The sequence below is a fragment of the Frankia nepalensis genome (genome assembly GCF_016786325.1).
GTDB classification, from domain to species: domain Bacteria; phylum Actinomycetota; class Actinomycetes; order Frankiales; family Frankiaceae; genus Pseudofrankia; species Pseudofrankia nepalensis.
Window position 1 is genome coordinate 26246 of record NZ_JADWYU010000201.1, and the last position, 26012, is coordinate 52257.

General features: G+C 71.7%; 14 protein-coding genes. 6 read left to right on the forward strand and 8 right to left on the reverse strand.

The window, feature by feature from the left end; genetic code table 11:
- Positions 1–15: 15 nt before the first annotated feature.
- The gene (locus tag I6A81_RS31245) at positions 16–837 is read right to left on the reverse strand and encodes an ABC transporter permease (protein ID WP_203002988.1); all 822 of its coding nucleotides are present in this window, start codon (positions 835–837) and stop codon (positions 16–18) included.
- Positions 830–1633 carry an ABC transporter permease gene (locus tag I6A81_RS31250; protein ID WP_203002987.1) on the reverse strand — a complete coding sequence of 268 codons (804 nt, stop codon included), beginning with the start codon at positions 1631–1633 and terminating at the stop codon, positions 830–832. The genes I6A81_RS31245 and I6A81_RS31250 overlap by 8 nt, the downstream gene beginning before the upstream one ends.
- Positions 1634–1742: 109 nt before the next feature.
- Here I6A81_RS31250 and I6A81_RS31255 point away from each other — a divergent pair, with 109 nt between their 5' ends.
- Complete coding sequence (locus I6A81_RS31255) at positions 1743–2960, forward strand: CaiB/BaiF CoA transferase family protein (RefSeq protein WP_203003014.1); 1218 nt, start codon at positions 1743–1745, stop codon at positions 2958–2960.
- Between the two features lie 226 nt (positions 2961–3186).
- Positions 3187–4233, forward strand: a complete 1047-nt coding sequence (locus tag I6A81_RS31260) for an ROK family glucokinase (RefSeq protein ID WP_407661406.1) — start codon at positions 3187–3189, stop codon at positions 4231–4233.
- 22 nt (positions 4234–4255) lie between these two features.
- On the opposite strand, the gene I6A81_RS31265 is transcribed toward I6A81_RS31260, so the two are convergent.
- The 3 genes from I6A81_RS31265 to I6A81_RS31275 all read right to left on the reverse strand — a co-directional run bounded on the left by I6A81_RS31265 (position 4256) and on the right by I6A81_RS31275 (position 7347).
- Positions 4256–5395 carry a glycosyltransferase family 4 protein gene (locus tag I6A81_RS31265; RefSeq protein ID WP_203005862.1) on the reverse strand — a complete coding sequence of 380 codons (1140 nt, stop codon included), beginning with the start codon at positions 5393–5395 and terminating at the stop codon, positions 4256–4258.
- A 77-nt stretch (positions 5396–5472) separates the two neighbouring features.
- Positions 5473–5823, reverse strand: a complete 351-nt coding sequence (locus I6A81_RS31270; RefSeq protein ID WP_203005865.1) for a hypothetical protein — start codon at positions 5821–5823, stop codon at positions 5473–5475.
- A gap of 213 nt (positions 5824–6036) precedes the next feature.
- Positions 6037–7347: an NYN domain-containing protein gene (locus I6A81_RS31275; RefSeq protein WP_203005861.1), complete on the reverse strand. Its 1311-nt coding sequence runs from the start codon at positions 7345–7347 to the stop codon at positions 6037–6039.
- 414 nt (positions 7348–7761) lie between these two features.
- Between I6A81_RS31275 and I6A81_RS31280 the strand changes: the two genes are divergently transcribed.
- Positions 7762–8928, forward strand: coding sequence for a DUF4352 domain-containing protein (locus tag I6A81_RS31280; RefSeq protein ID WP_307875033.1), 1167 nt, complete (start codon positions 7762–7764; stop codon positions 8926–8928).
- A 156-nt stretch (positions 8929–9084) separates the two neighbouring features.
- Here I6A81_RS31280 and I6A81_RS31285 read toward each other — a convergent pair whose 3' ends face one another.
- Positions 9085–9480, reverse strand: a complete 396-nt coding sequence (locus tag I6A81_RS31285) for an HIT family protein (RefSeq protein ID WP_203005859.1) — start codon at positions 9478–9480, stop codon at positions 9085–9087.
- Positions 9481–9632: 152 nt separating this feature from the next.
- Between I6A81_RS31285 and I6A81_RS31290 the strand changes: the two genes are divergently transcribed.
- Complete coding sequence (locus tag I6A81_RS31290) at positions 9633–10055, forward strand: VOC family protein (protein WP_203005858.1); 423 nt, start codon at positions 9633–9635, stop codon at positions 10053–10055.
- A 236-nt stretch (positions 10056–10291) separates the two neighbouring features.
- Here the strand turns inward: I6A81_RS31290 and I6A81_RS31295 are convergent, their stop codons facing one another.
- Together I6A81_RS31295 and I6A81_RS31300 are read right to left on the reverse strand one after the other, a co-directional pair.
- The gene (locus tag I6A81_RS31295; RefSeq protein ID WP_203005857.1) at positions 10292–10786 is read right to left on the reverse strand and encodes a hypothetical protein; all 495 of its coding nucleotides are present in this window, start codon (positions 10784–10786) and stop codon (positions 10292–10294) included.
- A gap of 16 nt (positions 10787–10802) precedes the next feature.
- Positions 10803–20837: a DNRLRE domain-containing protein gene (locus I6A81_RS31300; protein ID WP_203010390.1), complete on the reverse strand. Its 10035-nt coding sequence runs from the start codon at positions 20835–20837 to the stop codon at positions 10803–10805.
- Positions 20838–21526: 689 nt separating this feature from the next.
- Here I6A81_RS31300 and I6A81_RS31305 point away from each other — a divergent pair.
- Positions 21527–23290, forward strand: coding sequence for a DEDD exonuclease domain-containing protein (locus tag I6A81_RS31305; protein ID WP_203006782.1), 1764 nt, complete (start codon positions 21527–21529; stop codon positions 23288–23290).
- A 1054-nt stretch (positions 23291–24344) separates the two neighbouring features.
- Complete coding sequence (locus tag I6A81_RS31310; RefSeq protein WP_203006781.1) at positions 24345–25364, forward strand: type IV toxin-antitoxin system AbiEi family antitoxin domain-containing protein; 1020 nt, start codon at positions 24345–24347, stop codon at positions 25362–25364.
- Positions 25365–26012 lie beyond the last annotated feature (648 nt).

The window sequence follows — 26012 nt, forward strand, 5'->3', positions numbered from 1 at the left end:
ATCCGCCGCCCTCCCTCATCCGCCGCCACCGCGGTAGTGCCGGACTCCCCAGCGCCAGCACAGCAGCGCCATCGCCCACGCCCAGAGCGCGGCGAGCGGTCCACACCAGCCCAGCCAGGCCGGCAGCCACGCCGGCGCCGGCAGGTCGAGCAGGACCACCGCCGGAAGGAAGCCGGTGAAGGCCATCGGGAAGAAGTAGCCGAACACCACCTTGAGCGGGCGCGACCAGACCGAGGCCGGCTGGGTGGCGGCGTAACGGCCGCCGTAGACGAAGGCGTTGGTCATCTCCTCGCCCTCGACGAGGAAGAACTGCAGGCCGCCCGCCCAGACGAACATCGCCGCGAACGTCGCGATGCCGCTGACCAGCGAGATCACCAGCAGCGCGACGGTGCCGACGTTCCACGTGATGTCACCCGCGGCCAGCCCGGCGACGAGCGCCACCAGGCCGACGGCCGCGCGCGACAGCCGCCGCAGGCTGATGTCGCTGGTGACCAGTTGCAGCAGCAGCGGCTGCGGCCGCAGGTAGAAGATGTCGAGAGTGCCGGCCCGCAGATAGGTGGGCAGCCTGTCGCAGTGCCCGAAGAGCATGTTGGCGAGCGAGAAGGCCAGGTCGGCCATGCCGAACACCAGCAGGATCTGGCCGAAGTCCAACCCGCCGAGCCGGGTCACCGCGTGGAACAGCACCCAGACCTCGGCCAGCTCGACCAACCCGGACAGCAGCGAGCTGACCAGGTCGAGGGCGAAGTTCGCGCGGTAGGAGGTCTGGGACCTGGCCCGGGAGGCGAGCACCACCGCGTAGGGCCGCAGCCGGGCGCGCAGGGCGATCCCGTCAGCCACCCTGCACCTCCAGGTGGCGCCGGCCGGCGCGGGTCAGTGCCTGGCCGAGCCCGCCGACGCCGGCGAGCCAGGCGAGCTGCGCCCCGAGCAGCGCGAGCGCGCCGGCGAGGCCGACGCGACCCGAGAGGATCTCGATCGGGTACATCATCATCGACGGGAACGGGGACGCGTGGGCCACGAGCAACAGCCAGCGCGGGAACAGCTGGATCGGCACGAACAGCCCGGCCAGGAACCCCGAGACCACCATGTAGCAGACCTGCAGGCCGCGGGTCTCCACCAGCCAGAAGCCGGCGACCCCGACCAGGTACGCGGTCGCGGAGGAGATCACGATCCCGAGCAGCACGCTCAGCACGCCAAGCGGGTACGCCGCCGCGGACTCGGGCGCGGCCATCCCGACGACCGCGCCGATCGCGATCATCGGGAGCCCGCGCGGGATCAGCGCGAACAGCGACCGCCCGACCTCCGTCGTGATCTCCGCGGCCTGCACGTCCAGCGGGCGCAGGAAGTCGACCGCGACCCGTCCGTCCTTGATCCGCTCGGCGATGTCGGTCCGGCCATGGAGGTTGACCGAGCCGAGCATCGCCTGGGAAATCCAGACGTAGGTGCCCATCCGCCCGACGTCGTAGCCGGCGAGGCTGCCGCCCGCGGCCCGCACCGTCGCGAACAGCACCGCCACCTTGAGCAGTCCGAAGGTCGTGTTCGCGACCAGGCCACCCAGCGCCGCCAGCCGATACGCCGACTGGCGCTGGAACCCCGCCCGAAGCAGGCGCCAGTAGACCCGGACCGTTGTACGCATAGGAGGCTAAAGGCTATGTTCCGACACTATCTTGCGCAAATAGCACAAAACGGCGATGGACGGTCACGGTACTCATGCCTGTGGGCCTGGATCGGCAGAGAATTCCGCCATGACAGCGGTGATGCAGGGCGTACGCGTCCTTGAGGTAGCAGAGCACACGTTCGTACCCGCGGCGTCCGCGCTGCTGGCCGACTGGGGCGCGGACGTCGTCAAGATCGAGCATGTCGAACGGGGCGACGCGATGCGTGCCCTGGGGTCCACCGGCGTGGCCACCATCCCGTCCGACGTTCACGTGCTGTTAGAGCACTCCAACCGGGGCAAGCGCAGCCTGGGGCTGGACCTCACGTCGCCCGAGGGCCTGGACATCCTCTACAAGCTGGCGGCGCAGTCGGACGTGTTCCTGACCAACAAGCTGCCGGGCGTCCGCACCAAGCTGAAGATCGACCTCGAGGAGATCCGCGCGGCGAATCCCGACATCATCTACGTGCGAGGGACCGGCCAGGGCGAGCGGGGCCCGGACGCGGACAAGGGCGCCTATGACTCGCTGGCGTTCTGGTCGCGCGCCGGCGTCGCCGCCGGCACCATGCAGCCGGAGCACGGCCATGTGCCGGTTCCCCCCGGGCCGGCGTTCGGGGACTCGCTTGGCGCGATGACGATCGCCGGCGGCATCATGGGCGCGCTGTACCACCGGGAGCGGACCGGGGAGACCAGCGTCGTGGACGTCTCCCTGCTGGGTACCGGCCTGTGGGCGATAGGGGCCGGCATCGCCCTGTCGATGCAGCTGAACTTCCCGTGGAGCCCGCCCCCGCTGGACGCGGTCCGGGCCAACCCGCTCGCCGACAACTACCGGACCAAGGACGGGCGCTGGGTGGCGCTGTGTTGCCTGCAGGCCGGGAAGTACTGGCCGCCGCTGTGCGAGGCCCTCGGGCGGCCGGAACTGGCGACCGACCCGCGGTTCGCCGACCATTCGACGCTGATGGCCAACTCCGGCGCGGCGGCCGAGATCCTGCGCGAGGTCTTCGCCAGCCACACCGTGGACGAGTGCCGGGGCATGCTGGCCGACTTCGTCGGCCAGTGGACCGTCGTCCAGGACACCCTGGAAGCCGTCGCCGACCCGCAGACGGTCGCGAACGGCTACATCCAGGACTGTGAGAACGCGGCCGGGGCGCCGTTTCGGCTGGTCGCCGCGCCCGTCCAGTACAACGAGCAGCCGGCCGCGCCGAAGCGGTGCCCGGAGTTCAACGAGCATGGCGACGACATCCTCGCGGGCCTCGGCCTCGACTGGGACGCCGTCGTCGATCTCAAGGTCCGCGGCATCGTCGCCTGACGGCGATCCGGTCCGGGCTGGCACGCGCACCCAGGGCCGGACCCGGTGCCGACCCGCCGATCCGCCGGGCCGCGGCGCGGCCCCCCGGCGGGGGGGGCGCGCGCGCCGCCTGGCCGCCGGCCGGCTCCCCCGGGGAACAGCCGGCGCCGGCGGCCGCTCCCCCACGAGAACCAGCCACACATCGGGCCCGGCCGGCACGCGACCGGGTGCAGAGGATCGACATCCAGTGAGCAGCACGGCCAAACCAGGCAACAGACCCGACGCGCCCGTCGCCCTGACGGACGCCCCGCCCGCGGCCGGGCACGGCCTCGCGATCGGGGTCGACGTCGGTGGGACGAAGGTCGCGGCGGGCGTGGTGGACCGGCACGGCCGGATCCTCGGATCGGCGCGCAGGCCGACCCCGGGTCACGAGCCCGCGCTGGTGGCGGACACGATCGCCGAGGTCGTCGGCGAGCTGCGCGCCGCCCACGCGGTCGGCCTGGAGGCCCCGATCGGCATCGGCGCCGCCGGCTGGCTCGACCGCCGCGGGGCGCGGGTGATGTTCGCGCCGAACCTCGCCGGCTGGCGGGACGAGCCGCTGCGCGACATCATCAGCGCCCGGCTGGGGCGGCCGGTGGTCGTGGACAACGACGCGAACACGATGGCCTGGGCCGAGTACCGGTTCGGCGCCGGGCGCGGCTGCGCCGAGCTGGTCTGCGTCACGGTCGGGACCGGGATCGGCAGCGGGCTGGTGCTCGACGGGAAGGTGCGCCACGGCGCGTTCGGCGTCGGCGCCGAGTACGGGCACATGCAGGTGGTGCCGGCGGGGCTGCCGTGCGGCTGCGGCAGCCAGGGCTGCTGGGAGCAGTACGCCAGCGGGCGGGCGCTCGTCCGGGCGGCCCGGGAGGCCGCGAGCGGCTCGCCGCAGGCGGGCCGGCGGCTGGCCGGGCTCGCCGGCGGCGATCTGGCGACGCTGACCGGCCCGGACGTGACGACGGCCGCGCGCGAGGGAGATCCGGCCGCCGTCAAGTGCTTCGAGGAGGTCGGCTACTGGCTCGGCCAGGGCCTGGCGAGCCTCGCCGCGGTGCTCGACCCGGCGAAGTTCGTCATCGGCGGGGGCGTCTCGGACGCGGGCGAGCTGTTGCTCGGCCCGGCCAGGGCCCAGTTCCACGCGGCGCTCCCAGGACGCGGCCACCGGCCCGAGGCCGAGATCGTCCTCGCCGAGCTCGGTCCCGACGCGGGGTTCGTCGGCGCGGCCGACCTGGCCCGCGCCGGCATCCTCGGCCGCGCCTGACCGGCGGCCGCCCGGAGCCCGGTCAGGCCCCGGGCGCGGGGCCGGGAGTGAGAAGCTCGACCAGGTCCTTGGTCAGCAGGTCCCAGCGCCAGGTCAGCTCGACCCAGGCGCGGCCGGCCGCGCCCATCGAGCGGCATCGGGCCGGGTCGTCGAGCAGTTCGCCGACGGCCGAGGCGACGTCGTCGAGGCGGCGGCCGTCGACGACGAGGCCGGTCCGGCCGTCGAGCACGGCGTCGGGCGCGCCGCCGCTGTCGCCGGCGACGACGGGCAGCCCGGCCGCGGACGCCTCCAGGTAGACGATCCCCAGGCCCTCGACCTCCAGGCCCCCGAGCCGGGAGCGGCAGGGCATGGCGAACACGTCTCCGGCCGCGTAGTGCGCCGGCAGCTCCTCCCAGGGGACCGAGCCGGTGAACACGACGTGCTCGGAGACGTCGTGCTCCCGGGCGAGGCGGGCCAGGTCGGCGCGGTAGGGACCGCCGCCGACCAGCAGCAACGCCGTGTCGGGGTAGCGGCGTCGCCAGCGGGGCAGGGCGCGGACCAGCATGTCCTGCCCCTTGCGCGGGACCAGGCGGCTGACGCAGACGACCACCCGTCGCCCGGCCAGGCCGTGCCGGGCGCGGATCTCGTCCCGGCCGGTACCGGGTCGGAACAGCTCGGCGTCGACGCCGCTGGGCAGCCGTTCCAGCCGCGGGTGCGGCCCGAAGGCCGAGCCGATCCGGCGGCGGGTGTAATCGCCCAGGTAGGTGATCACGTCGGTCGTCGCGCCGATGCGGCGCAGCGTCTGCCGGGCGCCGGGAAGTGAGGCCCAGCCGACCTCGTGCCCATGGGTGCTCGCGACCACCCGCTCGATCCCGGTCGCGCGGCGCAGCCGGCCGCCGAGCAGACCGAGCGGCGCCGCGGCGCCGAACCAGAGCGCGTCGCACCGCTCGGCGCGGGCGATCTCGCGGGCGCGGCGCAGAACAGCCGGTGTCGGCAGCATGAGCGACGTCGGGTGCCGCACGACCTGGAAGCTCTGCGCCGCGTCGAACACGGCCGCGCCCCGCCAGGCGGGTGCGTAGACGACGACGTCGGCGGCGGGCAGCCGGCTCGCGAAGTTGTGCACGAAGGACTGGATGCCGCCCGGCCGGGGCGGAAAATCGTTGGTCACCACGAGCACCCGCATGCCCCCATGGTCCCGCACCCGCGACCCGCCGCTGTCCCCTCCCCCACTCGGCCTCGTCCGGCCTTGTTCGGCCTCGCTCAGCCGGCGCGCCGGCCGCGCCGGCCCGGACCGCCCGCGTCGGGGCGCCGGGCCGGCCGGGTGCGCTGACGAGGGCCGCCCGCGAACGGCTCGGGCAGCGGGATCATCGGCTGGGCGGGCGGCAACGGAGCCGTCGGCACGACCGGATCCGCCGCGCCCTCGGTGGGGACGACGTCCAGCGGGGTCACGAGCCGTAGCCGGGGCAGCAGGCCGGCGTCGGCGAGCAGCGCGAGCGCGCGCCGCTCGTCCTCGTCCCACTCGACGACCGGCGGCGGCGCCAGCAGCACCGATACCACGCAGTCCGCGCAGCCGTCGCCACGAACCGCGCAGGAGTCGCAGTCGATCAGCATCGTGCTCACCCTCTGTCGTCCGTCAGTCGTCTCGTGTCCGTACCTCTCGTCGCGGACAGTAGACGCGCGGTCCGACAGTTTTCGGCGCTCGGCCACCCCGCCGACTCGCGGGCCGCCCGTCCGGCGCGGGTCGGTCCGGGCAACGGCGGCCAGGCACGGGCCGGCACGGGCCGGGCACGACCCAGGCGCGGCCGGCCGGGCGGGAACGAGGCGCTAGCGTTCGAGGCGGGACAGCAGCGCGGCGGAGGGGACGGCGCGGGCGCCGGCGGACGCGCAGGCCTCGGCCACCTCGCGGTCGGAGGTCACGACCACGATCGGCCGGCCGGGCGGCTCGGCCCGTACCAGCCGGACGATCTCCTCGTCGGCGAGCTCCCCCAGCCGGCTGAACAGCACCCGCACCCCACGCGGCGCGGTGACGCCGACCGGCCGGCTGGCGACCGCCGTGGCGTCGAACACGACCGTGATCTCGGCCTCGAGCGCCCGGCCTGCGAGCGGGCCGAGGCCGGAGAGCAGCCGCACCCGCTGGGCCTGCAGAGTCAGCCCGCCGTAGCCGCGCTTGGTGACGTTGTAGCCGTCGATGAGCAGGTGGACGCCCGGGATGGCGAGGACCTCGTCGATGACCGTGGGATCGTCCTCCGGCCGGCCGCGGGCGCCGACCGCGGAGAACGGGTCGCCCGTCCGGGCGTCCGCCGACGCCAGCAGGTCGGCCGGCCGCGACACCGTGCTGGGCAGGCCGAGCTCCCGGCGGACGCCGTTGGCGGCGCCCATCAGCGTGTCCAGCAACACCCGCAGCCGGGCGTCGTCGAGGCTGCGGGCGTCGCGCCCCTCCCGCCGGGCGGCGGCGAGCGCGGCCTCCAGGTCGCCGACGCGGCCGCGCAGCCGGCGGACCTCGGTCTCGGCGGCGCGGGTCGCGGCCCGGGCCGCGTCCCGGTCGGCCACCGCCGCGGCCACCTCCTCCTGGGCCACCTGCTCGGCGCGCCGCACGCGCTCCGACGTGCCCCGCATCCGCCGGCGCAGCTCGTCGGCCTCCTGCCGGCTCGAGGCCAGCTGCTCACGCAGCTGCTCGCGCTCGGCGCGAACGGCCTCACGCTGGGCCACCAGCGCCTCGGAGAGCCGGTCGACCTCCCGCGCGGCCTCGTCGGCCCGCGCCGAGAGGGCGTCCTGCGCCGACAGGCTGGCGGCGGCGGCGAGCAGCTCCTCCCAGCCGGACGGGCGCAGCACGAAGGCGACCGCGGCCACCTCGGCGGGGGGCGCGGCGGCCGGCGGGCCGTCGGCCGCCGTCACCGCCTCGGCGAGACCAGGATGGGTCCGCCGGATCCAGTCGGCCACGCGGCCCCGGAACATCGCGTCGTGCTCGACCGCCGCCGCGAGCGGCACGGCGCCCTGCTTGGCCCTGCGGGCGGGGGTGAACCTGCGCACGGCGACCAGACTCGCCGGCACCTCGGCGTCCTCGAGGTCGGCGAGCGTGTCAGCGGCGAAGGCGACGACCTGGGTGCGCACCTCAGCCGGCAGCGGCTCACTCACCCGGCACCGGGCGGCGGCAGGTCGACGGGCACGATACGGACTCCCCTGCGCAGGAACGGACGGCGATACTCCAGCGTAGTCCGGGCCAACAGCGATCACCGTCCGTCATGAGCATTCGCCAACAGCGGGCGCACAGGCGGTCCGCCGGCCCGCCCGCGGCCGGTGAGTACGCCCCCGCCGGCCCGCCCGCCGGTGCCCCCGGCCGGGCTGGCACGACGGACGACTAATGCGCGGCCAACAATGCCTACCCGCCAACAATGCCCACGCCTGGAGCCCCCGGAGAGGTTGTCTCCGCAACCGAGCAGGCGGCCGGCCAGGGCTTTTCCATTGGGGATTTCCGACTTCTGTAATGTCGCCCTGTCCATCCTCATTGCTCCGTTTCTGGCAGCGGGGTGTAGGCCCGAGAGGAACATCGTGAGCGACCAGTACCCCCACAACCCGCCGGACGGCGGTGGCGGCTGGCCGCCAGCCACCCCGGCACCTGACTGGCAGGCGTCGCCGGGTGGTCACGACCCGGCTGGCCACACCCCCCACCCGACACCCCCCGGTCAGGCGCCGCCTCCCCCCGGGCAGGGCTGGCCGGGCTCCGCGCCGGACGGAGGGCAGTGGCCACCCGCCGGCCACGGCCAGCCCGGCTACCCGCAGGGCGCGCAGGGCACGCCCCCGCCCGGTGGCTACCCGTATCCCCCGGCCGGCGGCTACCAGCAGCCGGGGACCCCGCCCCCCGGCGCCTACCAGCCGACCACGCCCTACCCGCAGGCCGGCTACCCCCAGGGCCAGCCCGGTTACCAGGACGCGGGGTTCCAGCAGGGCGGCTACCCGCCGGCCGGCGGCACGCCGGCGCCCTGGGCCGGCGGGCCGGGACAGCCGCCCGGCCAGCCGCCGCGTCGGTCGAACCGCAACGGGATCATCCTGATCGTCTCGCTCGCCGTGGTGGCGGCCATCGTCCTCGGTGTCGTCATCGCGCTCGCGGTGAATGGCGACGACGAGAAGAAGCCAGTCACCGTCCAGCCCACCCTGCCGGCGGTGACGAACCTTCCTCCCCAGGGCGGGCAGAGCACCGCGCCGCAGGGATCCGCGCCGCCGGCGACCACGGCCCAGGGCGCTCCGGCCACGGCGGTGCCGGGCGCGCCCGCGGACTGCAAGCAGGTCGGCGTGCCCGCCGGCGCTCCGCCTGCGGGTGTCCTCGACATCGGCCAGACGGGCACCGTCGAGGGTGAGGACTACAGCGACGAGGTCATCTACAAGGCGCAGATCACGCTGCACGGCATATGCACGACGACCTCGGCGGTCCGCAGCTACGGCGACCCGCCGGAGAACGGCCTCTTCGTCATCGCGAACTTCACGGTCCAGATGATCTCGGGCCAGGCGAACGTGTTCGGGATCCATTTCTTCGGGCTGGCCGAGGACGGCAGCCGGTACGACGCGACGTACACCGAGGTCGGGTCGATGCTGAACGCCGATGATCTGAAGGCCGGCCAGAAGGTGCGCGGCAACATCGTCTTCGACGTTCCGCAGGACGTCCACCTGGTCTACTGGGAACCGCTGTTCGCCACGTCGCAGGTGACCTTCCGCTACTGACGGGCTTTGCTCGCCGGGTCCCGAGCTCGGGACCTGCCCCGCCCAAGCTCTCCTCGGCCCACCGCGGCCGGCCCAGGGCCGGCCGCGGTGGCGGCGCCACTCGGCGCCGCCCCGCCTCCGGCCTCCCGCCGAGCCTCGGCCGGCCCGGCGGCGCCGTCAGGCCAGCGCGGACCGGATCCGCTCAGCCACCTCGTCCAGCTCGTCCGACGCCGGGTTCGGGTCGGCCAGCGCGAAGTCGAGCTGCTTCTCGCTCTCGATCGGGATCAGGTGGACGTGGGTGTGCGGCACCTCCAGCCCGGCGATGATCGCAGCTACCCGCCGCGGCTGGAACGCCTCCTGGATCGCCCGGCCGACCTTCGCCGCCGCGCTCCACAGCTCACGCTGCTCCGCGTCGGGCAGGTCGATCCAGTGATCGACCTCGAGGCGCGGCACCACCAACGTGTGCCCCGGCCGGATCGGGGAGATGGTCAGGAACGCCACCGTGTGCTCGTCCTCGTAGACGAACCGGCCCGGCAGCTCCCGGTTGATGATCCGGGTGAAGATAGTCGGCATGGCTGGGACCCTACCGAGCCCGCCACCTCGGCGGATCTACCGGACGCGCCCGCGCGAGAGCCCAGTTCCCGGGCTTGAGGACTCCCGGCCCGCCCCGGGAACGGACGCCCGATTCACAACACGCCGACCACCTGTGAGCCAAGGCTCCCGCAATGCGGCATCATGCGCGAGTGGCCGGGTTTGAGACGCACGGGCTGAGGGTAGCCAGGGTCGGCGTCGACTGCGTGGACGTCGACCGCATGATCCGCTTCTGGTCGCGGGCACTCGGGTACGAGGTGGCCCGCCGCGGCGGTGACACAGCGGAGCTGCGCCACCCCGCGAGCGCCGGCCCGAAGCTGCTCCTGCGCCAGGTCCGCAAGCTGAGCCCTGCCCGCAACCGCCTGCAGCTCGACCTGTACGCGGTCGACGCCGAACGGGTCGCCGGCTGGCTCGCCACCCTGGGCGCGAAACGGGTCCGCCGCCTCGAGTCCAACGGCGCCTCCACCGAGGCCGGCTACCTGCTCGCCGACCCCGAGGGCAACGAGTTCCGCGTCATCACCGCCGGCCCCGCCGCCTTCACCCGCCCGTTCGTGTGAACCGGCAGGCGACCGCCATCCAGGGTGTCAGCCAGGATTCGGCGGGTTCAGGTCTGCCGGGTAACGCGGAGCCGAATGGGCGACGGCGCCGGTCCTGAAACAGCTCCAGACCGGTCCGGGCCCTGACGGGCTTGGCGTGGCCACAGATCCGGTAGCGGAGCGGTCTCGACGCCGAGTCTGGTCGATGATCAGGTGTGCCATCAACCGAAACGCGCCCGCACGCCCGCCACGGCGCCTTACAACGGGCGCTCCACCCTCTCGTCGCCGCCACATCTGCGCTTTAGGTCAAGCATGAGAGGGTGCGCCAGTAGCGCGGGGTATTCGCGCCCCAGATCCTCGATCTCGCGGCGGGCAAAGAGGCGCACTCCACTCGAGAACTCATCCAACGGGATCGTCAGCACATTCGTCGAGAAACTGGTCTCGATACGAACGTCGCCGCCCCTTCTTTGAAAACTGATGCTCTGGTCAGCCTCGGTGAAGTCGTACGAGTAGCGGGAGCCGGTACCGGAGGCCAGCTCGTCCCGGGCTCCGACCATCGCGGCGACGAAGTGGAGAGCCGGTACAGATCCGACCTCGGAAGCCAGGGACGTGCCATGGGAGAGTATTTCAACGTCCCCCGGGAAGAAGTACCAGAGCAATTCGGCACTGGTGGCCTGGTCCGGGGTGCCGAATCGCTCCCATCCCACAGTGCCGGACGACGCACTTCGCCGGTGGTTGATCTCCAGTGACACGGCCTCACCCCTCTGCCTATAGCGGGTGCATGGAGACGACATTACCATTCGGGTCAACCCAGACGCGCATCCTTGTACTTCCGTTCTCGCCAATCACTCTTCCAGGACCAAAATCGAAGTCATGCGCATGGTTGCCGGTCACGGAGTCGACGCGACTTGGCACCGGCGACCCGCTTACCGCCTCGTTAGCGAGGGCCCCGAAATTGTCCGGATCGACACTTTCATCGAACTTTGTACCTACAGACGGAGAGCCCGGGCCGTGCCGAGGAAGGATATGCGTGTCAATTACGTCATCCGAGAGATGGACAGGACCACCGCAGTTGTGGACGAGTACCGGCGTCTCGCCCGCGAGCACGTAGTACGTGGGAAGGGTGTCGACGGTCAGGTTGTAGACGGTCTGGGTGTTGTATCTCGCGAGTGCGCCGGCGGCGCCGACCGTCTGGCCGCTGGGTGTGCGGAGCCGGTCCTCGGGGGTGAGTGCGCCGGCGTTGACCCACTCGCCGTCCGACTGGTCCCAGATGGGGTGGCTGGTGGTGGCCGTGATGGTGGCGGGGCCGTCGGGGGTCTGGACGGTGATATCGACGAGGGGTTTGTCGCCGGTGCTAATGATGAGGCGGGTGACGGTGCGCGCTTCGGTTCGGCCGGTTTCGGGGTCGGTGGCGAGGACCCGGTCGCCGGGGCGGATGTCGCGGATGGGCTTGGAGGTGCCATCGGCGAGGAGGACACGCGTGTCGCCGTCGAAGCTGCTGGCGCATCGCGCGGCGAGCCTTCCGGGTGCCCCAAAGCCTCTCATGAACCGACCAAAGAACCCGAGCTTCGGCCCCGGAATCAGCAGTTCAGGAACGGACGCGACCGCGCACTCGCCCACCCCGTGGCAATCCTGCGCACCCGAGTCCTGCCACATGCGGTAGTACCTGTCAAAATGCTCGGGGTCATGGTCCATACAATCTATCGTTTCGCCGTTTTCCTGGCAGTCGCCCCATGCCTCCTCGAAGAGCGCCGCCGGCCCCTCCCACTCCAGCACACACCGTTCGATTCCAGTCGCCGAGAAATTGCATACCTGGCGATCACCCGAGCCACCCCCGCCGCCACCGCTCCCGATCGGGACGATGCGGTAGCCGGAATCGGAGGAGCCGGACTGGGGGAAGAAGGCAGAAACGACCCGTGGCTTCGCCGCCGCCTTTGGGACGGCAGAGGGGGGCTTCGGCTTCACGCTGCTGGCCGGCGTCTTGATCCGGGGTGCCGCCGCGGGCTTCGAGATCGGCGTCGGCTTTGCGTGCTGCTTGACCGGGGCCGTTCGAGGCTTGACTACCTGCTTGACCGGGGCCTTCTGCTTGACCGCCTGCTTGACCGGGCCGCTCAGAGGCTTGACCACCTGCTTGACCGGCGCCTTCTGCTTCACCGCCTGCTTGACCGGCGCCTTCTGCTTCACCGCCTGCTTGACCGGCGCCTTCTGCTTGGCCTTGGCGGCCGCCTGGAAGGCCAGGTACGCCCGCACCCCGGCCCAGAACGCCTCCTGGAAGGCCAGGTACGCCCGCACGCCTGCCCAGAACGCCGCGTCCTGGACCGGGCCCGAGGACTTGACCGGCTTTGACGCCGACTTGATGGGGGTGTACGCCGACTTGGTTTTGACGGCGGACTTGGTCTTGGTGTTGGCGGTTGATTTGTTGGCAAATCCGGTCGGGTCGTTGTAGGTGAGGGGGTTGCCCGCGGCGTAGGTGTAACGGTTGCTCGCGGCGGTGCCGGTGATGGGGAGGTTGGCGGTGTCGCGGCTGATGAACGTGCCGGTGCCGGGGGTGTACCAGCGGGCCTGGGCGTTGACCTTGTCGGTGGCGGGGTCGGTCCAACTGCCCTGGTAGCCGACGTGCAGGTTGGGGTTGCCGGCGGCGACGGGTTCGCCGAAGGGGGTATAGGAACGGCTGTCGGTGAGGACACCGGCGGTGGTGAACGCGGCGACCAGGTCGCCGTGGGTGTCGGTGAGGGTGGCCCAGTTGCCGGCGGGGCTGCCGATGGCGACGAGGTCGCCGTCGGGGTCGCGGGAGAACGAGGAACTGAAGTCTGTGGCGGGTTCCTTCTCCAGGCCGGCGTAGACGAACGGGGCGCCGTTGCGGGTGGCGAGGCGGTCGAGGCCGTCGTAGGTGTAGGTCTGGAGGGTGCCGCCGGTGTTGTCGCCGAGGAGACGGTCGAAGGCGTCGAAGCTGGTGGTGGTGACGGTGGCGCCTTCGGTGCGGGTGTTGAGGGTGCCGCGGGCGGTGTAGGTGTAGGTGGACGTGCCGTCGGAGGTCAGCCGGTTGCGGGCGTCGTAGGTCGAGACGACCGCGTTCTGGCTGGTGCGGTTGCCGGCGGCGTCCCAGCCGTAGGTGGTGACGACGCTTGCGGGGTCGGTCCAGGAGGTGAGGCGGTTGGCCCAGTCGTAGGTGTAGGTCTGGGTGCCGGCGCCGGCGACGCCGAGTGGGCCGGTGGTGGTGCTGAGTCGGTTGTCGTTGTTGTCGTAGGTGTAGGACTGGCCGCGTAGCGCGGTGGCGCCGGCGGTGAGGGTGTCGGCGATGGTGCGGCCGAGGTTGTCGTAGGCGAAGGTGCGGGTCGCGCCGGGGTAGGTGACCGACGTGAGCTGGCCGGCGTCGTCGTAGGCGAGCGTTCGGGTGCCGCCGGTGACGGTGCCCGTGATGGTGGCCAGTTCGCTGCGGGGGGTGTAGGTGAAACTGGTGGTGCTGCCGGGGTCGGTGCGTCCGGTCATCCGGCCGGTGGAGTCGTAGGTGAAGCTGCTGGTACCGCCGGCACCGGACGCGCCGGTGAGCAGACCGCGGTCGTTGTAGGTGAACGACTGCGTGCCGCCGGGGTGGTTGACGGCGGTGAGCTGGCCGGCCAGGTCGTAGGACAGGGTCCGCGAGGCCGTGGGAACGCCGACGCCGGTGCCGTTCTCCGCGGTGAGACGGCCCAGCGCGTCGTAGGTGGCGGTACGGGTGACCCCGCCTGGGGCGACGACGGTGACGGGCAGGCCGCCAGCGTCGTAAGTGGTCGTCCAGGTCCGGTCCGCGGCCGCCGGGAACGCCGGCGTCGAGGGCTCCACCACGGACTCGACGAGCCCAAGGCTGTTGTACTTCGTGATGGTGGCGTTGCCGCGGCCATCGGTGATGCGGGTGACGTTGCCGGCCAGGTCGTAGCCGACCGAGGTGGTGATCGTGGTGGAGCCGTTCACGGGAACCGTGATGGTCCGTAGCTGGCTCAGCGCGTCCAGGGTGGACGTGGCGGTGTGGCCGTTCGGGTCGGTAGTGGAGGTGACATTGCCCGCCGCGTCATAGCCGGTCGACGTGCTCCGGAGCAGGACGTCGGTGGGCGAGTACTCGGCCACGGCGGTCTCGCGACCGGCGCGGTCGTAGGTATAGCGGGTCTCCCGGCCGAGCGGGTCGGTGACCGAGATGACGCGGCCAGCCAGATCGTAGGTGTAGGTGGTCGTCTTGCCGAGCTCGTCGTGGGTGGCGGTCACGTCGCCGGCGCCGTTGTAGTCCGAGATCGTCGACGCGCCGGTGGCGACGTTGGCGGGCAGCAACTCCCGGATCACGTCGCCGGCATCGTTGTAAACCGTGTAGGTCGTGAACGTCTGGGTCAGCCACTGCTCGGTGACCGTCGTCGCCCACACCCGGTCAAGGTCGTCGTAGGCGTAGAACGTCCACGCGCCGACCTGGTCAACCTCGGTGACGAGGTTGTCGACGTCGTCGTAGACCATCCGGGTAACGCCCGCCGCCGGCGCGCCAGACACCTGCGGGTCGGTGACGGCGACCGGCCGGTCGCGCTTGTCGTAGACCGTGGTGGTCGTCTTGCCGCGGGTGTCGGTGTGGCTGACGGTGTTGCCGTTGTCGTCGTACGACCAGGCCTCGGTCGGGACGATCGCGCTACCGCCGCCGGGCGGCGTGTAGGACGGGTGAGTCACCTGCGTGACCTGACCAAGATGGTTGTAGCCGATGACCTTCACCTTGTTGCGGGCATCCCGCACATGCGTCGGCTCACCGAACGTGTTGTAGCCGATCTCCTCCGACGGCCGGTCGGTAACCGCCGCGGCGCCGTTCTCCTCGACCTGCACCGGCGGGTGGATCTCCTGGACGGTGTTGCCGTGGGCGTCGGTGACCTGATCGGTCACATAGGCCGAGTTCGGCGCGCCGCCCGGGACGTAGCCACGCGGGTCGACCGAACTAGTCACCTCGCCACGCTGGTCATAGGTGACCGCGCTGGTGAACCGTTCCACCCCGTTGCCGAACACCGTGGTCGACGTCGGCCGGGAGGCGTTGTCATAGCCGTACTCGATGCGTTCGGTCGTCGCCGTGCCCGCCGCGGACAGCTGAGCGGCGGTGACGTTGTCACCGGCGTCGTAGGTGACATCTGTCCGGCGGGCGACACCCTGGGGGTCGACGATGGTCGCGATCGTCTTGCCGTCGGCGTCGTACTCGGTCGAGACCTTGGAAAGGCCACCACCCGCGATGGTCGTGATCTCGTTGCCGGCACCGTCATAGGCGTACTCGGCGGAAATGATGTCGCGGGCAGCCGGACCGGACAGCACACCGTTGACCAGGTCCGGCGGCCGGTACCCCTCGAGAGTTTCCCGGAACGGCAGATCATCGAGCCAGTACTGGTAGCTGACCGTCCGGCCCTCGGCATCGGTGACGGACGCGACCCGGCCCGCCGGGTCGTAGGCCCGCGACTCTAGAACGACGTCGCGGGGCGAGGAGCCGGCGACCGGGTCGTCGACGAAGTCCTCCAGCGTCGTCGTCGCCACCTGGTCGTGGGCCGTGTAGGTGTAAGAGGTCACCGTCCCCGCAGGGTCCGTCGTGGTCGCGACATTGCCGTTCGGGTCGTAGGTCGTCGCGTACGTCGCCCATGGGAAACTCCCCGCGCCGACGGTCCGGTGGGTCTGCCGGTCGGCGTCGTCGTAGGCGTAGGTGGTCGTGCGGGCGGTGTCCCCACCGGTCGCGTCGGACACGGTGACCTGGGTCAGGTTTCCGTTGGCGTCATAGGTGTTCGTCGTGACCGGGGTGTGCACCACCGATGTGATCAGGTTGGCGGCTCCCGGAGAGGTGACCTGCGCGACCTGCCCGAGCTTCGTGTAGGCGTAGCTGGTGGTCAGGCCGGCGGGGAAGGTGTCGGAGATCTCCTTCGACGTCAGCTGGCGGCCCAGCTCGTCGTAGGTGTACTCGTGCACCAGCCCGGCCGGGTCCTGGTCGCGGCGCAGGTCCCCCTTGGCGTCGTAGCCATAGGTCGTGGTCTTGCCCCCCAGGTCGGTATGGGAGAGCAGCAGCTCGCGCGGGATCGTCCCGCCCCCGGCCACCGCCGCCTCGCTCCCGGTGGAGAAGGCCCACGACTCGGCACGGCCAAAGGGGAAGCCCGTCGTCGCCGGGGTTATCCGCGAGACCAGGTCGCCGAACGCGTTGTAGTTGTAGAAGGTCGCGAAGGTGTTGTCCGACGACGACGCCGACCGGCCGTCTCGGTAGATGGTGACCAGGTCGTTGCGTGGGTCACCCGGCGCTCCGACGTAGTAGCCGTAGTACTCGGTGTTGACGAACAGCGTCCCGTTCCAATACGAGCGGGCCTGCGAGCGGGCAAGAACGTTGCCACGGGTGTCGGTCTCGGTCTGGACGATGTTGCCGTTCTCGTCGATGACCTGGCGCAGGAATCCCCGGTCGTTGTAGACGAACTGCCGGTTCCCTATGTTGTCCCGCTGCGAGATCAGCTGGCCATCGTGGTACTCGTGCTCGGTTTCGTGGTCACGGGGGTCCGTCACTCGGATGATCGTGTTCGGGTTGGTAGCCAGCACCTCGTACTCGGTGCGGTTGCCCTCCCCGTCCTCGCGCCACTGCACGGTGCCGTCGAGGTTGTAACCGATGACCGTGTCGACGTTTCCCTCAGGCAGCGTGATCGTCCCGATCTTGCCGTTGAACGCGTAGCCATAGGTCGTCGGGCTGGTCGAGCCCGGGGCGGTGACCGAGGCAAGATTGTCACCGCTGTAGGCATAGGTCCACGTCAGTGAGCCGGCGTGGGCGGCGACGTTCTGGGTGGACACGGAGGTGACGTGGGCGCCGGTCCACGTCAGCGACAGCGTCCGCAGCGTGGTCAGGTTCACCACCGAGGTCAGCTGCGCGTTGCTGTTGTAGTTCAGCTCCAGCTGCCGACCGGTCACGTCGGTGATCTTCACCAGCCGGCCGTCGGACCGGAACGTGTGCGCGATCCCGGTCTTGTCGGTGAGCGTGGCGGCCGCGGTCGCGGTGAAGTCGTCGATCCGCCCCGCGCCGGCTGCCTCCGCGAACGGGCCGGCCCGGCTCCCGTAGAACACCGCCGGGTCGTTCGTCGACAGGATCTGCGCGCCGTTGCGCAGCACGGAGATCGCCGGCCCGTTCGTCACCACCGTCAACGTGTCCGCCGCCGTGCAGCACAACCCGCCGCTCGACGTCGCGACGACCGTCTCCACACCGTCGTCACGTTTGACCAGTTGCCAGGTGCCCGACGACGGCTGCGCCACCACCCGCCAGTAGTTGTTCACGTCCGCGAACCGGAACGCCAGTCCCAGGCCGGCCTGTGCCACCGGCATCTTGAACGAGAACGCCCCATCCGCCGCCGCCGATACCGTCGCCATGTTCCGGTTCCCGGACGCGGCCGCCAGGTAGGCGGCGTTCCCGGAAATACCCCAGGTGCCGTTGCCCAGCCCCGGCAGCGGCTGCACCTGCCACTGCTCACCGTTGTCCGTCATTCCCAGGGTGGTCGCCGAGTTGGCCCGGGTGAAGCTGTCGCGGTGCTGGTCGTCGACGATCGTGACCGACCCGACCCGCCCGGCACCGGTGTTGAGCGCGTACAGGCCAGCCCTGGTCGCGGTCGAGAACTGCGAGTCGGTCACCGACCCGACCACCCGGTCGTTGCGGTACACCGTCAGCACCGAGCCCGCCATCCGCACCGCGTAGACGTCGGCCGCCGCGCAGCACGCGCCGGCGTACGTAGCGACCGTCGTCACCACCCCGCCGACCCGCTTCGCCAGGATCAGCGCGTTACTCCCCGGCTCCGTCGTCAGCGTCCATAGGTTGCCGGCGTCCTGCACCCGAAACGCCACCCCCAGATGGTTCTGCGCCACCGGCGCCGTGAACCGGACCATCCCGTCCGACGGAGCGGGCATCACCGCCACCCCGGCCGACCCCGACACCAGATACGCGTTGTTCCCGTTGACCCCCCACGTCCCCGACAACACCTGCCACGACTCACCCGTATCCGCCACACCCAACGAACTCGCCGAGTTCGCCCCGGTGAACGACGCCACCTTCGGACTCGGCGCCTGCATCAACGAGAAATAACCATCCTGCGGCGTGAACGTGCCGTCCCAGTTCCGCCCGAACCGGCTGTCCCGCCCGTCCGGATACCGCACCACCAGGTTGCCCTCACCCGAGTCGTCGACCCGGACGTTCGTGTCCCACTGCGACGACCACCCCGCCCCGAACAGCCCCACGTTCGGGTCCCGGCTGTTGTAGGTCCGCGTCAGCTCCAGGCCCGGTCCCACCCCGGCCACCGAGATGTCCGTCGTCGACGACGCGTAGTTCCCGATCAGCGGCGTCACCGACCCCACCGACGGCGCATACGGATCCCCACCGAAATGCCCACTCGTCGCCGGCGACGGCACCTGCGCGATGATCGTCATCGGCTGGGTCCACGCGCTCGTGGTTCCGCCGGCCTTCACCCGCCCCCGCCAGTAGTACGGCCAGCCCCAGCTCATCCCACCCGCCGGCACCCGCCACGACGAGCTCGCGATGAACCCACCCGACGACACGCAGAAACCACTGGCCGCGTCCGGGTTCGAGCACAGCTGGAACTCGTACGTCAAACTCGGCTGGTTCCCCGACAGCGACAGCACCGGACGCAGCGTGTCGACCCGCTCGGCGTCCAACGGCGTCGACCCGGTCACCTGCACCCCGGCCGCCGGCGGCGCCACCAGCGCCACCGGCAGCATCGGCACACTGTGCGTGGAGAAGAACGCCCCGCCCGACCCGGTGTCCTGCATGTCGAACTTGACGATGTAACTACCCGCCGGCGGCGGGCTCACGATCGCCGTCACATCCACCGACTGGCCCCGGCCCACAGCCACCGGCAGATTCGTCTTGTACCCCTGAGCCACGATCTCCGTGGTCCCGGTGGCGTCATACACGTGATACGACAGCTTGTAGGCACCGTTCGCCGGCCACGTGAACTTACCCCGGTTCGTCACCCGAACCTTGATCTTCCCCGACTGCGTCGCGGTCAACGCCTGGTCCCACACCGGCGACCCCGTCGGCCAGGAATACACCGCGTCATACGGCGACCAGGTGATACTCATCTTCGGCCGATGGTCCCCCGCCGTCCCCGGCGCAGTGCAGGCACAGTTCTGCGACTCGAACTCTTTGTAATGGTTCGCATCCACCGCCGACGCCCGCACCGACAGGCCATGGTTCGCCGTCGTACCGTCGTTCCAGTCCTCCACCAGCTCCGTCAGCCGCGAATCAGAGAACGTCTCCCACCCCGCCGGGCAGCCGCCGTTCCCGCTCTGATGCGAGAACGTGCTCTGAGCAACCTCACCACTGATGGACGCGCCGGGCCAGGTCAGCGTGGTGCCGTTCCACGACCCCGTTACCTGGTACAACGACACCGGATGCGCCGTGCACGCGTGGTGCGACGCCGTGTTGAACAACGACACCGTCGCCGACAGGATGTTCGCGTTCGCCAACGCCGAGTTGTTCGGGAAATGCAGATAGCCCCGGTTCTCGTCCCCCGCCGCCTGCAACCCCACCCGCAACGACCCGTCCGACCCGTGCGCCGTTCCCGGCGTCGCCGACGACACATAGGTGTCATCCGTACCGGCCCCGACCTGGGTGACCGTCGGGTCGACCCGCACCGGAAACACCCGCTCCGGCGCCCCCAACCACGCCGCGTCCAGATCCACCCGCAACGCGACCTGACCCGTACTGTCCGCCTCCACCAGGCTGTAGGTCACACCCTCAGACGTCGCCCGGCCCGGCGACGAGTCCTCCATCCACCCCCGCGGAATCACCGCCACCGCCGCGCCCGACCCGTCGGCAAGCACCACCTGGCCCCGCTCGTCCAGGCTCGCGGTCAGCCCCGCCAACGCCAGCGGGAACGTCCAGCTCGTCGGAGCGTCCGACGACCGCAGGACGATGACCTCCTTGAGCCCCGACGCCGTCGCCGACAGCTCCAGATCCGCCTGCTCGTGCACGTCGGTGAACGTCACCGACTCCCCGTCAGCCGCCCCCTCAGCGGCCGCCGCACCCTCCAACGCGAACCCGGCCGACAGCCCCTCGCCCAGCTCGATCCGCGCCAGCTCCGGGGCATCCGCCGCGCCGGCGATCTCCACCGGCGACGCCACCGACCGAGCCTCAAACCCACCGCCCTGCTCCTCCAGGCCGGTGTCGACCTCCACCCACCGGCCCTGGTCGTCCTTAAACCGCACCGGCTCCGTCGACAACTCCGTCGTGTAGGTGCCGTCCGGGTTCCGGAACACCGTCGCGGTGTCCGTCCGGGCCGCCTCGACCTCCACCCGACCCGACTGCGGTACCTCTGGATCTTTAGCCCCCGCCGCCAGGTCCTCGTCCGCGGGCGCCTCGGCACCGGCCGGCACCTCCGGAAGGATCACCTCGCCCGCCGGCGCATCCGGGCCCGTCGGGTACACCACCTCCCGGGGCTCCACCTCCGGAGACGCCGGCACCGCGCCCTCGACCGTGCCGACCCGGGCCGCCACCTCCGCCAGATCCGGCGCGACGTCGCGTGAGGTCAGCTCCGTCGGGACCACATGGTCCCGCCCCTCCGCGCTGCCATCTGACGACTCGGGCAACTTCACGTCCCGAAACGGGTTCTGCTCCGAGATCGGCACCAGACCCGGGTTTGTCACCCGGTCCACCACCAGCACCACGACACCCGACAGCAGCAACACCGTGACCAGCGCAAGCGCGACGCGGCGTGCCCGGGAACGGCGGCGCCACACCTTCCGGCCAAACGACGAGAGACGACGCGCGGGCACAGGCCAGCCGATCATGAAGCCGCTCCGGGCAGGTCAGGGGAACCGACGGAACCAGCACCGACCACCCAGAACGCGGAATCCACCACCCATCCCAGCGCACGACAAAGAAGGGCGGGAGGTGGAAACCATCGGCGCGCGAAAAAGGCCGCGCGCAACTATCTCGACGAAGCCCGGGAAGGCTAACGAAAGCTATGGCCTCCTGACCCACGAACCACCGAGAGGCGCGCGGGCGGCAACGCTGAGCAGAAGCGCTCCAAGGAATCGGAGAGTACGCCCCGAACACGTCATCGTGTCGGTGAGATCACCCGCAGACGCGGGCCAGAGAACCCGGCGACTTCTACAGATGCGTAGGACCAGAGGCGAGCGGAGCCAAATATCCCGTACGGACAACCAGCCCGTCAAGCGGTTCACACACAGTCAACCAGAAGCCATGTCAAGCCGACGGTCAGCCCACGTGAGCAACAAACAGGCGGTAACGAGCGCCAGTACAGCCGCCGAGTGATCCGGACACCGATGGGCGTGGCGGCGGACCCCGGCGGCCGTCAGGCGCGGACGAGGGTGCCCGCGAGGCCCTCGGGTTGGGGCCTCGCCTTGTCGCCGATCCGCGGCCGCCGGACCGCCCTGGGACGGATCTGTCCCGGCCAGCGGCGCGGGCCGGGCAGGCCAGGCACAGGAGTGTCGGACCTGGTCACTAGGTTCCGGGTGTGCCTCCTGTCCCTCCCCGCCCCCGGCAGGGCAGCCTCGACGAGCTGGGGCGGCCGCTGCGCGACGTGACGTTCGTGGTCTTCGACCTGGAGACGACGGGCACCGGGCCGAGCACGGCCGAGATCACCGAGTTCGGCGCGGTCAAGGTCCACGGCGGCGAGGTCGTCGCCGAGTTCGCCACCCTGGTCCGCACTACCGACGGGGTCCCGCCGCTCATCACGGTGCTGACGGGGATCACGGACGCGATGCTCGCCGAGGCACCGCCGCTGGCCGAGGTGCTGCCGGCCTTCCTGGAGTTCATCCGCGGGTCGGTGCTGGTCGCCCACAACGCCGGCTTCGACCTGAGCTTCCTCAAGGCCGCCTGCGAACGGGTGGGCTACCCCGTCCCCACCTGGGAGCACCTCGACACCGCGAAGCTGGCCCGCCGGGTGGTGACCCGCGACGAGAGCCCGGACAACAAGCTCTCCTCGCTCGCCCGGCTGTTCCGCGCCCGCACCGAGCCGTGCCACCGGGCGCTGGCCGACGCCCGCGCCACGGTCGACGTCCTGCACGGCCTGTTCGAGCGGCTCGGCAACCTCGGCGTGACGACGCTGGAGGACGTCCACGAGTACAGCGCCCGGGTCTCGCCCGCCCAGCGCCGCAAGCGGACCCTCGCCGACGACCTGCCCACCGGCCCAGGCGTCTACCTGTTCCGGGACGGCTCCGGCCGGGTCCTCTACGTCGGCAAGTCGGCCTCGGTGCGCACCCGGGTCCGCACCTACTTCACCGCGAGCGAGACCCGCACCCGGATGGCCGAGATGGTCGCCGCGGCCGAGCGGGTCGACGCGATCTCCTGCGCGCACGCGCTCGAGGCCGAGGTCCGCGAGCTGCGGCTGATCGCCGAGCACAAGCCGCCCTACAACCGCCGCTCCCGCTTCCCCGAGCGCGTGGTGTTCCTCCGCCTCACCGACGAGCCGTTCCCCCGGCTGTCGATGGTGCGCGCCGTCCGCGCGGACGGCGCCACCTACCTCGGCCCGTTCCGCGACGTGAACGGCGCGGAGCTGGCCGCCGAAGCGCTGTTGGAGGCCGTGGCGCTGCGCCGCTGCGGCGGGCGGCTCTCGCCACGCCGACCGAGCCCCGCCTGCGCGCTGGCGGATCTCGGCAAGTGCGGCGCCCCCTGCGACGGGCGGCAGTCCGTCGACGAGTACGCCGTCCTCGTGGCCGCCGCCCGCGAGGCCATCACCGGGGCCCCGGACATCGTCGTCGCCGCCGCGCACCGCCGGATGCGCTCGCTGGCCGAGCAGGAGCGATACGAGGAGGCGGCGCTCACCCGGGACCGGATGGCCGGGTTCGTGCGGGCCGCGGCCCGTCAGCAGCGGCTGGCCGCGCTCGGCGCCATCGCCGAGCTGGTGGGCGCGGTGCCCACCGCCGAGCGCGGCTGGGACCTGGCCGTCGTCCGCCACGGCCGACTGGCCGCCGCGGCGACGGTGGCCCGCGGCGTCGACCCGCGCCCCTGGGTGGACGCCGTCGTCGCCACCGCCGAGACGGTGCGCCCCGGCCCTGGCCCGACCCCGGCGGCCTCCGCCGCCGAGATGGAGCGGATCGAGCGCTGGCTGTCCTCCCCCGGCGCCCGCCTGGTCCAGCTCACCGGCACCTGGGCCTGGCCCGCCGCCGGCTCCGCCCGCGCCGCCGCCGAGCTCCCCGCCCCGCCACCGGCGGACCCCCGGACGAGCCACCGCACCACCCACCAGCCCGGCGAGCCCCGCCGGCCGCTCCATCGGTGATCAGGGCTGGCCTCGGCCGACCACACGGAGCGACATAGGAGCTGGCCATCGGCCCGGCACCCGGCACCCGGCACCCGGCACCCGGCACCCGGCACCATGATCGCGAAGACGCCCGCGTGACTGTCACCCTGCCCCAGGGTCACGCGGTCCTCGGGCCCGCGCTCGATGGCGCCTTTCCCACTGGCGCCGCTCCAGCGACGTCGGCCGCCGTGGACGCGCACTCCACCTGCTCGTCCTGTCCGATGTCAGGGGCGATTCTGTCCGACGTCAGGGCTCCAACGGGCGTCGTTTCGCGCCCCTCGCGCCTGACAGGATTCACCGTGGTGTCGGACCGGTTTGCGTCCACACTCGCGCCGTATCCCGGAAGGCTCGCCCGGCCGATGATCCGGCGCGGGCCCCGATTCCGGGCATGGCCACGTTCCACCCCCCCGCGCAGGGATCTTGGATGTCCTGTCCGATGCCAGGGGTACGAAACGCCGTCCACCAGCCCCCCATGTCGGACGGGACCGCCCCTCATGTCGGACAGGATGACGACACGGTGCCGCTGGCGCGGGCCAACGTAGCCGGAAACAGCACTGGCCGCGCGAAAGCGCGACGGATCGTGGCACGGGGCGGCCAGAGGTTCCGCGCCGACGGCTCAACACGGCTCCGAAGCGAGGTCCGTCCCGCTGGACGCGGCCAGCCTTCTCCCCGCTGGGTACGGGCCAGCCTTCTCCCCGCTGGGTACGGACCGGCCCTCTCCCCGCTGGACGTGGCCAGCCCTCTCCCCGCTGGACGCGGCCAGCCCTCTCCCCGCTGGGTACGGACCGGCCCTCTCCCCGCTGGACGCGGCCAGCCCTCTCCCCGCTGGGTACGGACCGGCCCTCTCCCCGCTGGACGTGGCCAGCCCTCTCCCCGCTGGGTGCGGGCCGGCCCTCTCCCCGCTGGACGCGGATGTGTCCCTGTGGATGACGGCCGGCTGTCCCCAGGGCCGCGGGACGGCGTGGACAGAACGACCGAACGACCCGATCGTCCTGATGTGCCCAGAAGATCGCCTCGTCCAGTCTCGGAGGCGATGCTGCTTGTCGGGCGGGTGGCCCGTGGCCAGAGCGGAATGATTACTTACGCCCAGGCGATCGAAGCCGGGCTGACCCGGCAGGAGATCCGGACATTCGTCCGGCGGGGCTGGTGGGAGCGCCCGGTACGCGGCGCCTACATCATCAGATCGATCGCGGACCGGCTCGCCCCGCCCGACCATCCCGACCAGCGCGCCCGGCTGCGCCCGCGGGTGCTGGCCGCCCTCGCCACCCATCCGGACGCCGTCGTCTGCGGGATCACGGCGGCCCGGCTGCTCGGTTTCGGCTCGGTCGTGGAGGCGGCCGACGACGAGCCGGTGCACCTGCTGATCGCTGACCGGGGCAGTCGGCGGTCGGCGCGCGGCGTGGTGCTCGTGCCCCGCCGTGAAGCGCCGCCACCCGACAGCGTCGTCGTCCTCTCCGACATCACCATGACCTCGGCAGCCCTGACACTCGCGGACCTCGTCCTGACAGCCGGCAGTCGGGAGCACGCCGTGAGCCTCATGGACGCCGCTCTGCGGTCCGGCACGTTAGCCGACCTGGCAGCGGCCCGCGCCGCCAGCGCGTGGCGTCCCGGATGTCGGCGTGTCGCCCCGTGGTGGGTCCTGGCCGATGGACGGTCGGAATCTGTGTTGGAGACACGCACCCGCCTCCTGTTGCTCGATCACGACCTTACGCCCGAGGAGCTCCAGTGGACCGTCCACGATGACGACGCCGGGTTTGTGGCTCGGGTGGATCTCGCTTATCCGAGCCGCCGGGTCGCCGTGGAAGCGGACGGGGCCCGATTCCACGGCGCCAGCGCGAGGGTTCGCCTGACCGAATCGGGCTCACGCCCTTCCAGAACGACGGCGGGCGGTCATTCCGAGGTCCCTGACCCGCTCTTCCGGGACCGCCGCCGTCAGAACGCGCTCACGAGGCTCGGTTGGAAGATCGTGCGTGTCACCTGGGATGACGTGACAGACCGACCGCTCCAGGTGGTTGACGACATCCGAGGCACCCTGCGGCCGCATCGTTCCTGAAACAGGCCGCGCCCGGCCATGCAGGTGCGCCGCGGCCGGCAGGGCGTGCTCCGTCCGGCGTGACTGCCAATCCCGTCAGACCCAGCGCCAAGAACGGATCGCCTACCGCCGGCGCCTGGCAGGGGCAGGACTACTCCGCCACGACATTCGCTAGGAGCCGAGAGCCCAGGACCCGAGGCCGCGGGCGGATGCTCCCCGGCCAGCGGCTCCGACCGCGCAGAGGGGGCCGAGGCAAGGCCACCCGGTGGGCTCGTCGTCCTGTCCGACGCCGCGGTGGATCGTGTCCGACGTCAGGGGCATAGGACAGCGCCCGCCGTCCCGCTGACGTCTGACAGAACCAGGATTCCTCTGGCAAGAGGTCCGTGAGGAGCCGAGGGCCGCGAGCGGGTGGTCCCTGGCCCGCGGTTCCGCCGGCGCGGACGAGGCCCGAGGCGGGGCCACCCGGCGGACTCCCCATCCTGTCCGACGCTACGGCGAATCGTGTCCGACGTCAGGGGCACGAGACGACCCCCGCCGTCCCACTGACGTATGACGGGATCCGGAAGGGGCGGTCAGGGCCTTCGGCTGGGCCCGTCGGGGCGGTCCTCCTGGAGACGCGGCGGCGTGAAGCGGCCCGCGGCGCGCCGCGGGCCGGGCGCCGGGCGCCGG

What these genes read in the sequence shown, in the direction of transcription:
- I6A81_RS31250 (WP_203002987.1), bottom strand. Translation starts at nt 1,633, where the DNA reads ATGCGTACAACGGTCCGGGTCTACTGGCGCCTGCTTCGGGCGGGGTTC.
- I6A81_RS31255 (WP_203003014.1), top strand. Translation starts at nt 1,743, where the DNA reads ATGACAGCGGTGATGCAGGGCGTACGCGTCCTTGAGGTAGCAGAGCAC.
- I6A81_RS31265 (WP_203005862.1), bottom strand. Translation starts at nt 5,395, where the DNA reads ATGCGGGTGCTCGTGGTGACCAACGATTTTCCGCCCCGGCCGGGCGGC.
- I6A81_RS31270 (WP_203005865.1), bottom strand. Translation starts at nt 5,823, where the DNA reads ATGCTGATCGACTGCGACTCCTGCGCGGTTCGTGGCGACGGCTGCGCG.
- I6A81_RS31285 (WP_203005859.1), bottom strand. Translation starts at nt 9,480, where the DNA reads ATGCCGACTATCTTCACCCGGATCATCAACCGGGAGCTGCCGGGCCGG.
- I6A81_RS31290 (WP_203005858.1), top strand. Translation starts at nt 9,633, where the DNA reads ATGCGGCATCATGCGCGAGTGGCCGGGTTTGAGACGCACGGGCTGAGG.
- I6A81_RS31300 (WP_203010390.1), bottom strand. Translation starts at nt 20,837, where the DNA reads ATGATCGGCTGGCCTGTGCCCGCGCGTCGTCTCTCGTCGTTTGGCCGG.
- I6A81_RS31310 (WP_203006781.1), top strand. Translation starts at nt 24,345, where the DNA reads ATGCTGCTTGTCGGGCGGGTGGCCCGTGGCCAGAGCGGAATGATTACT.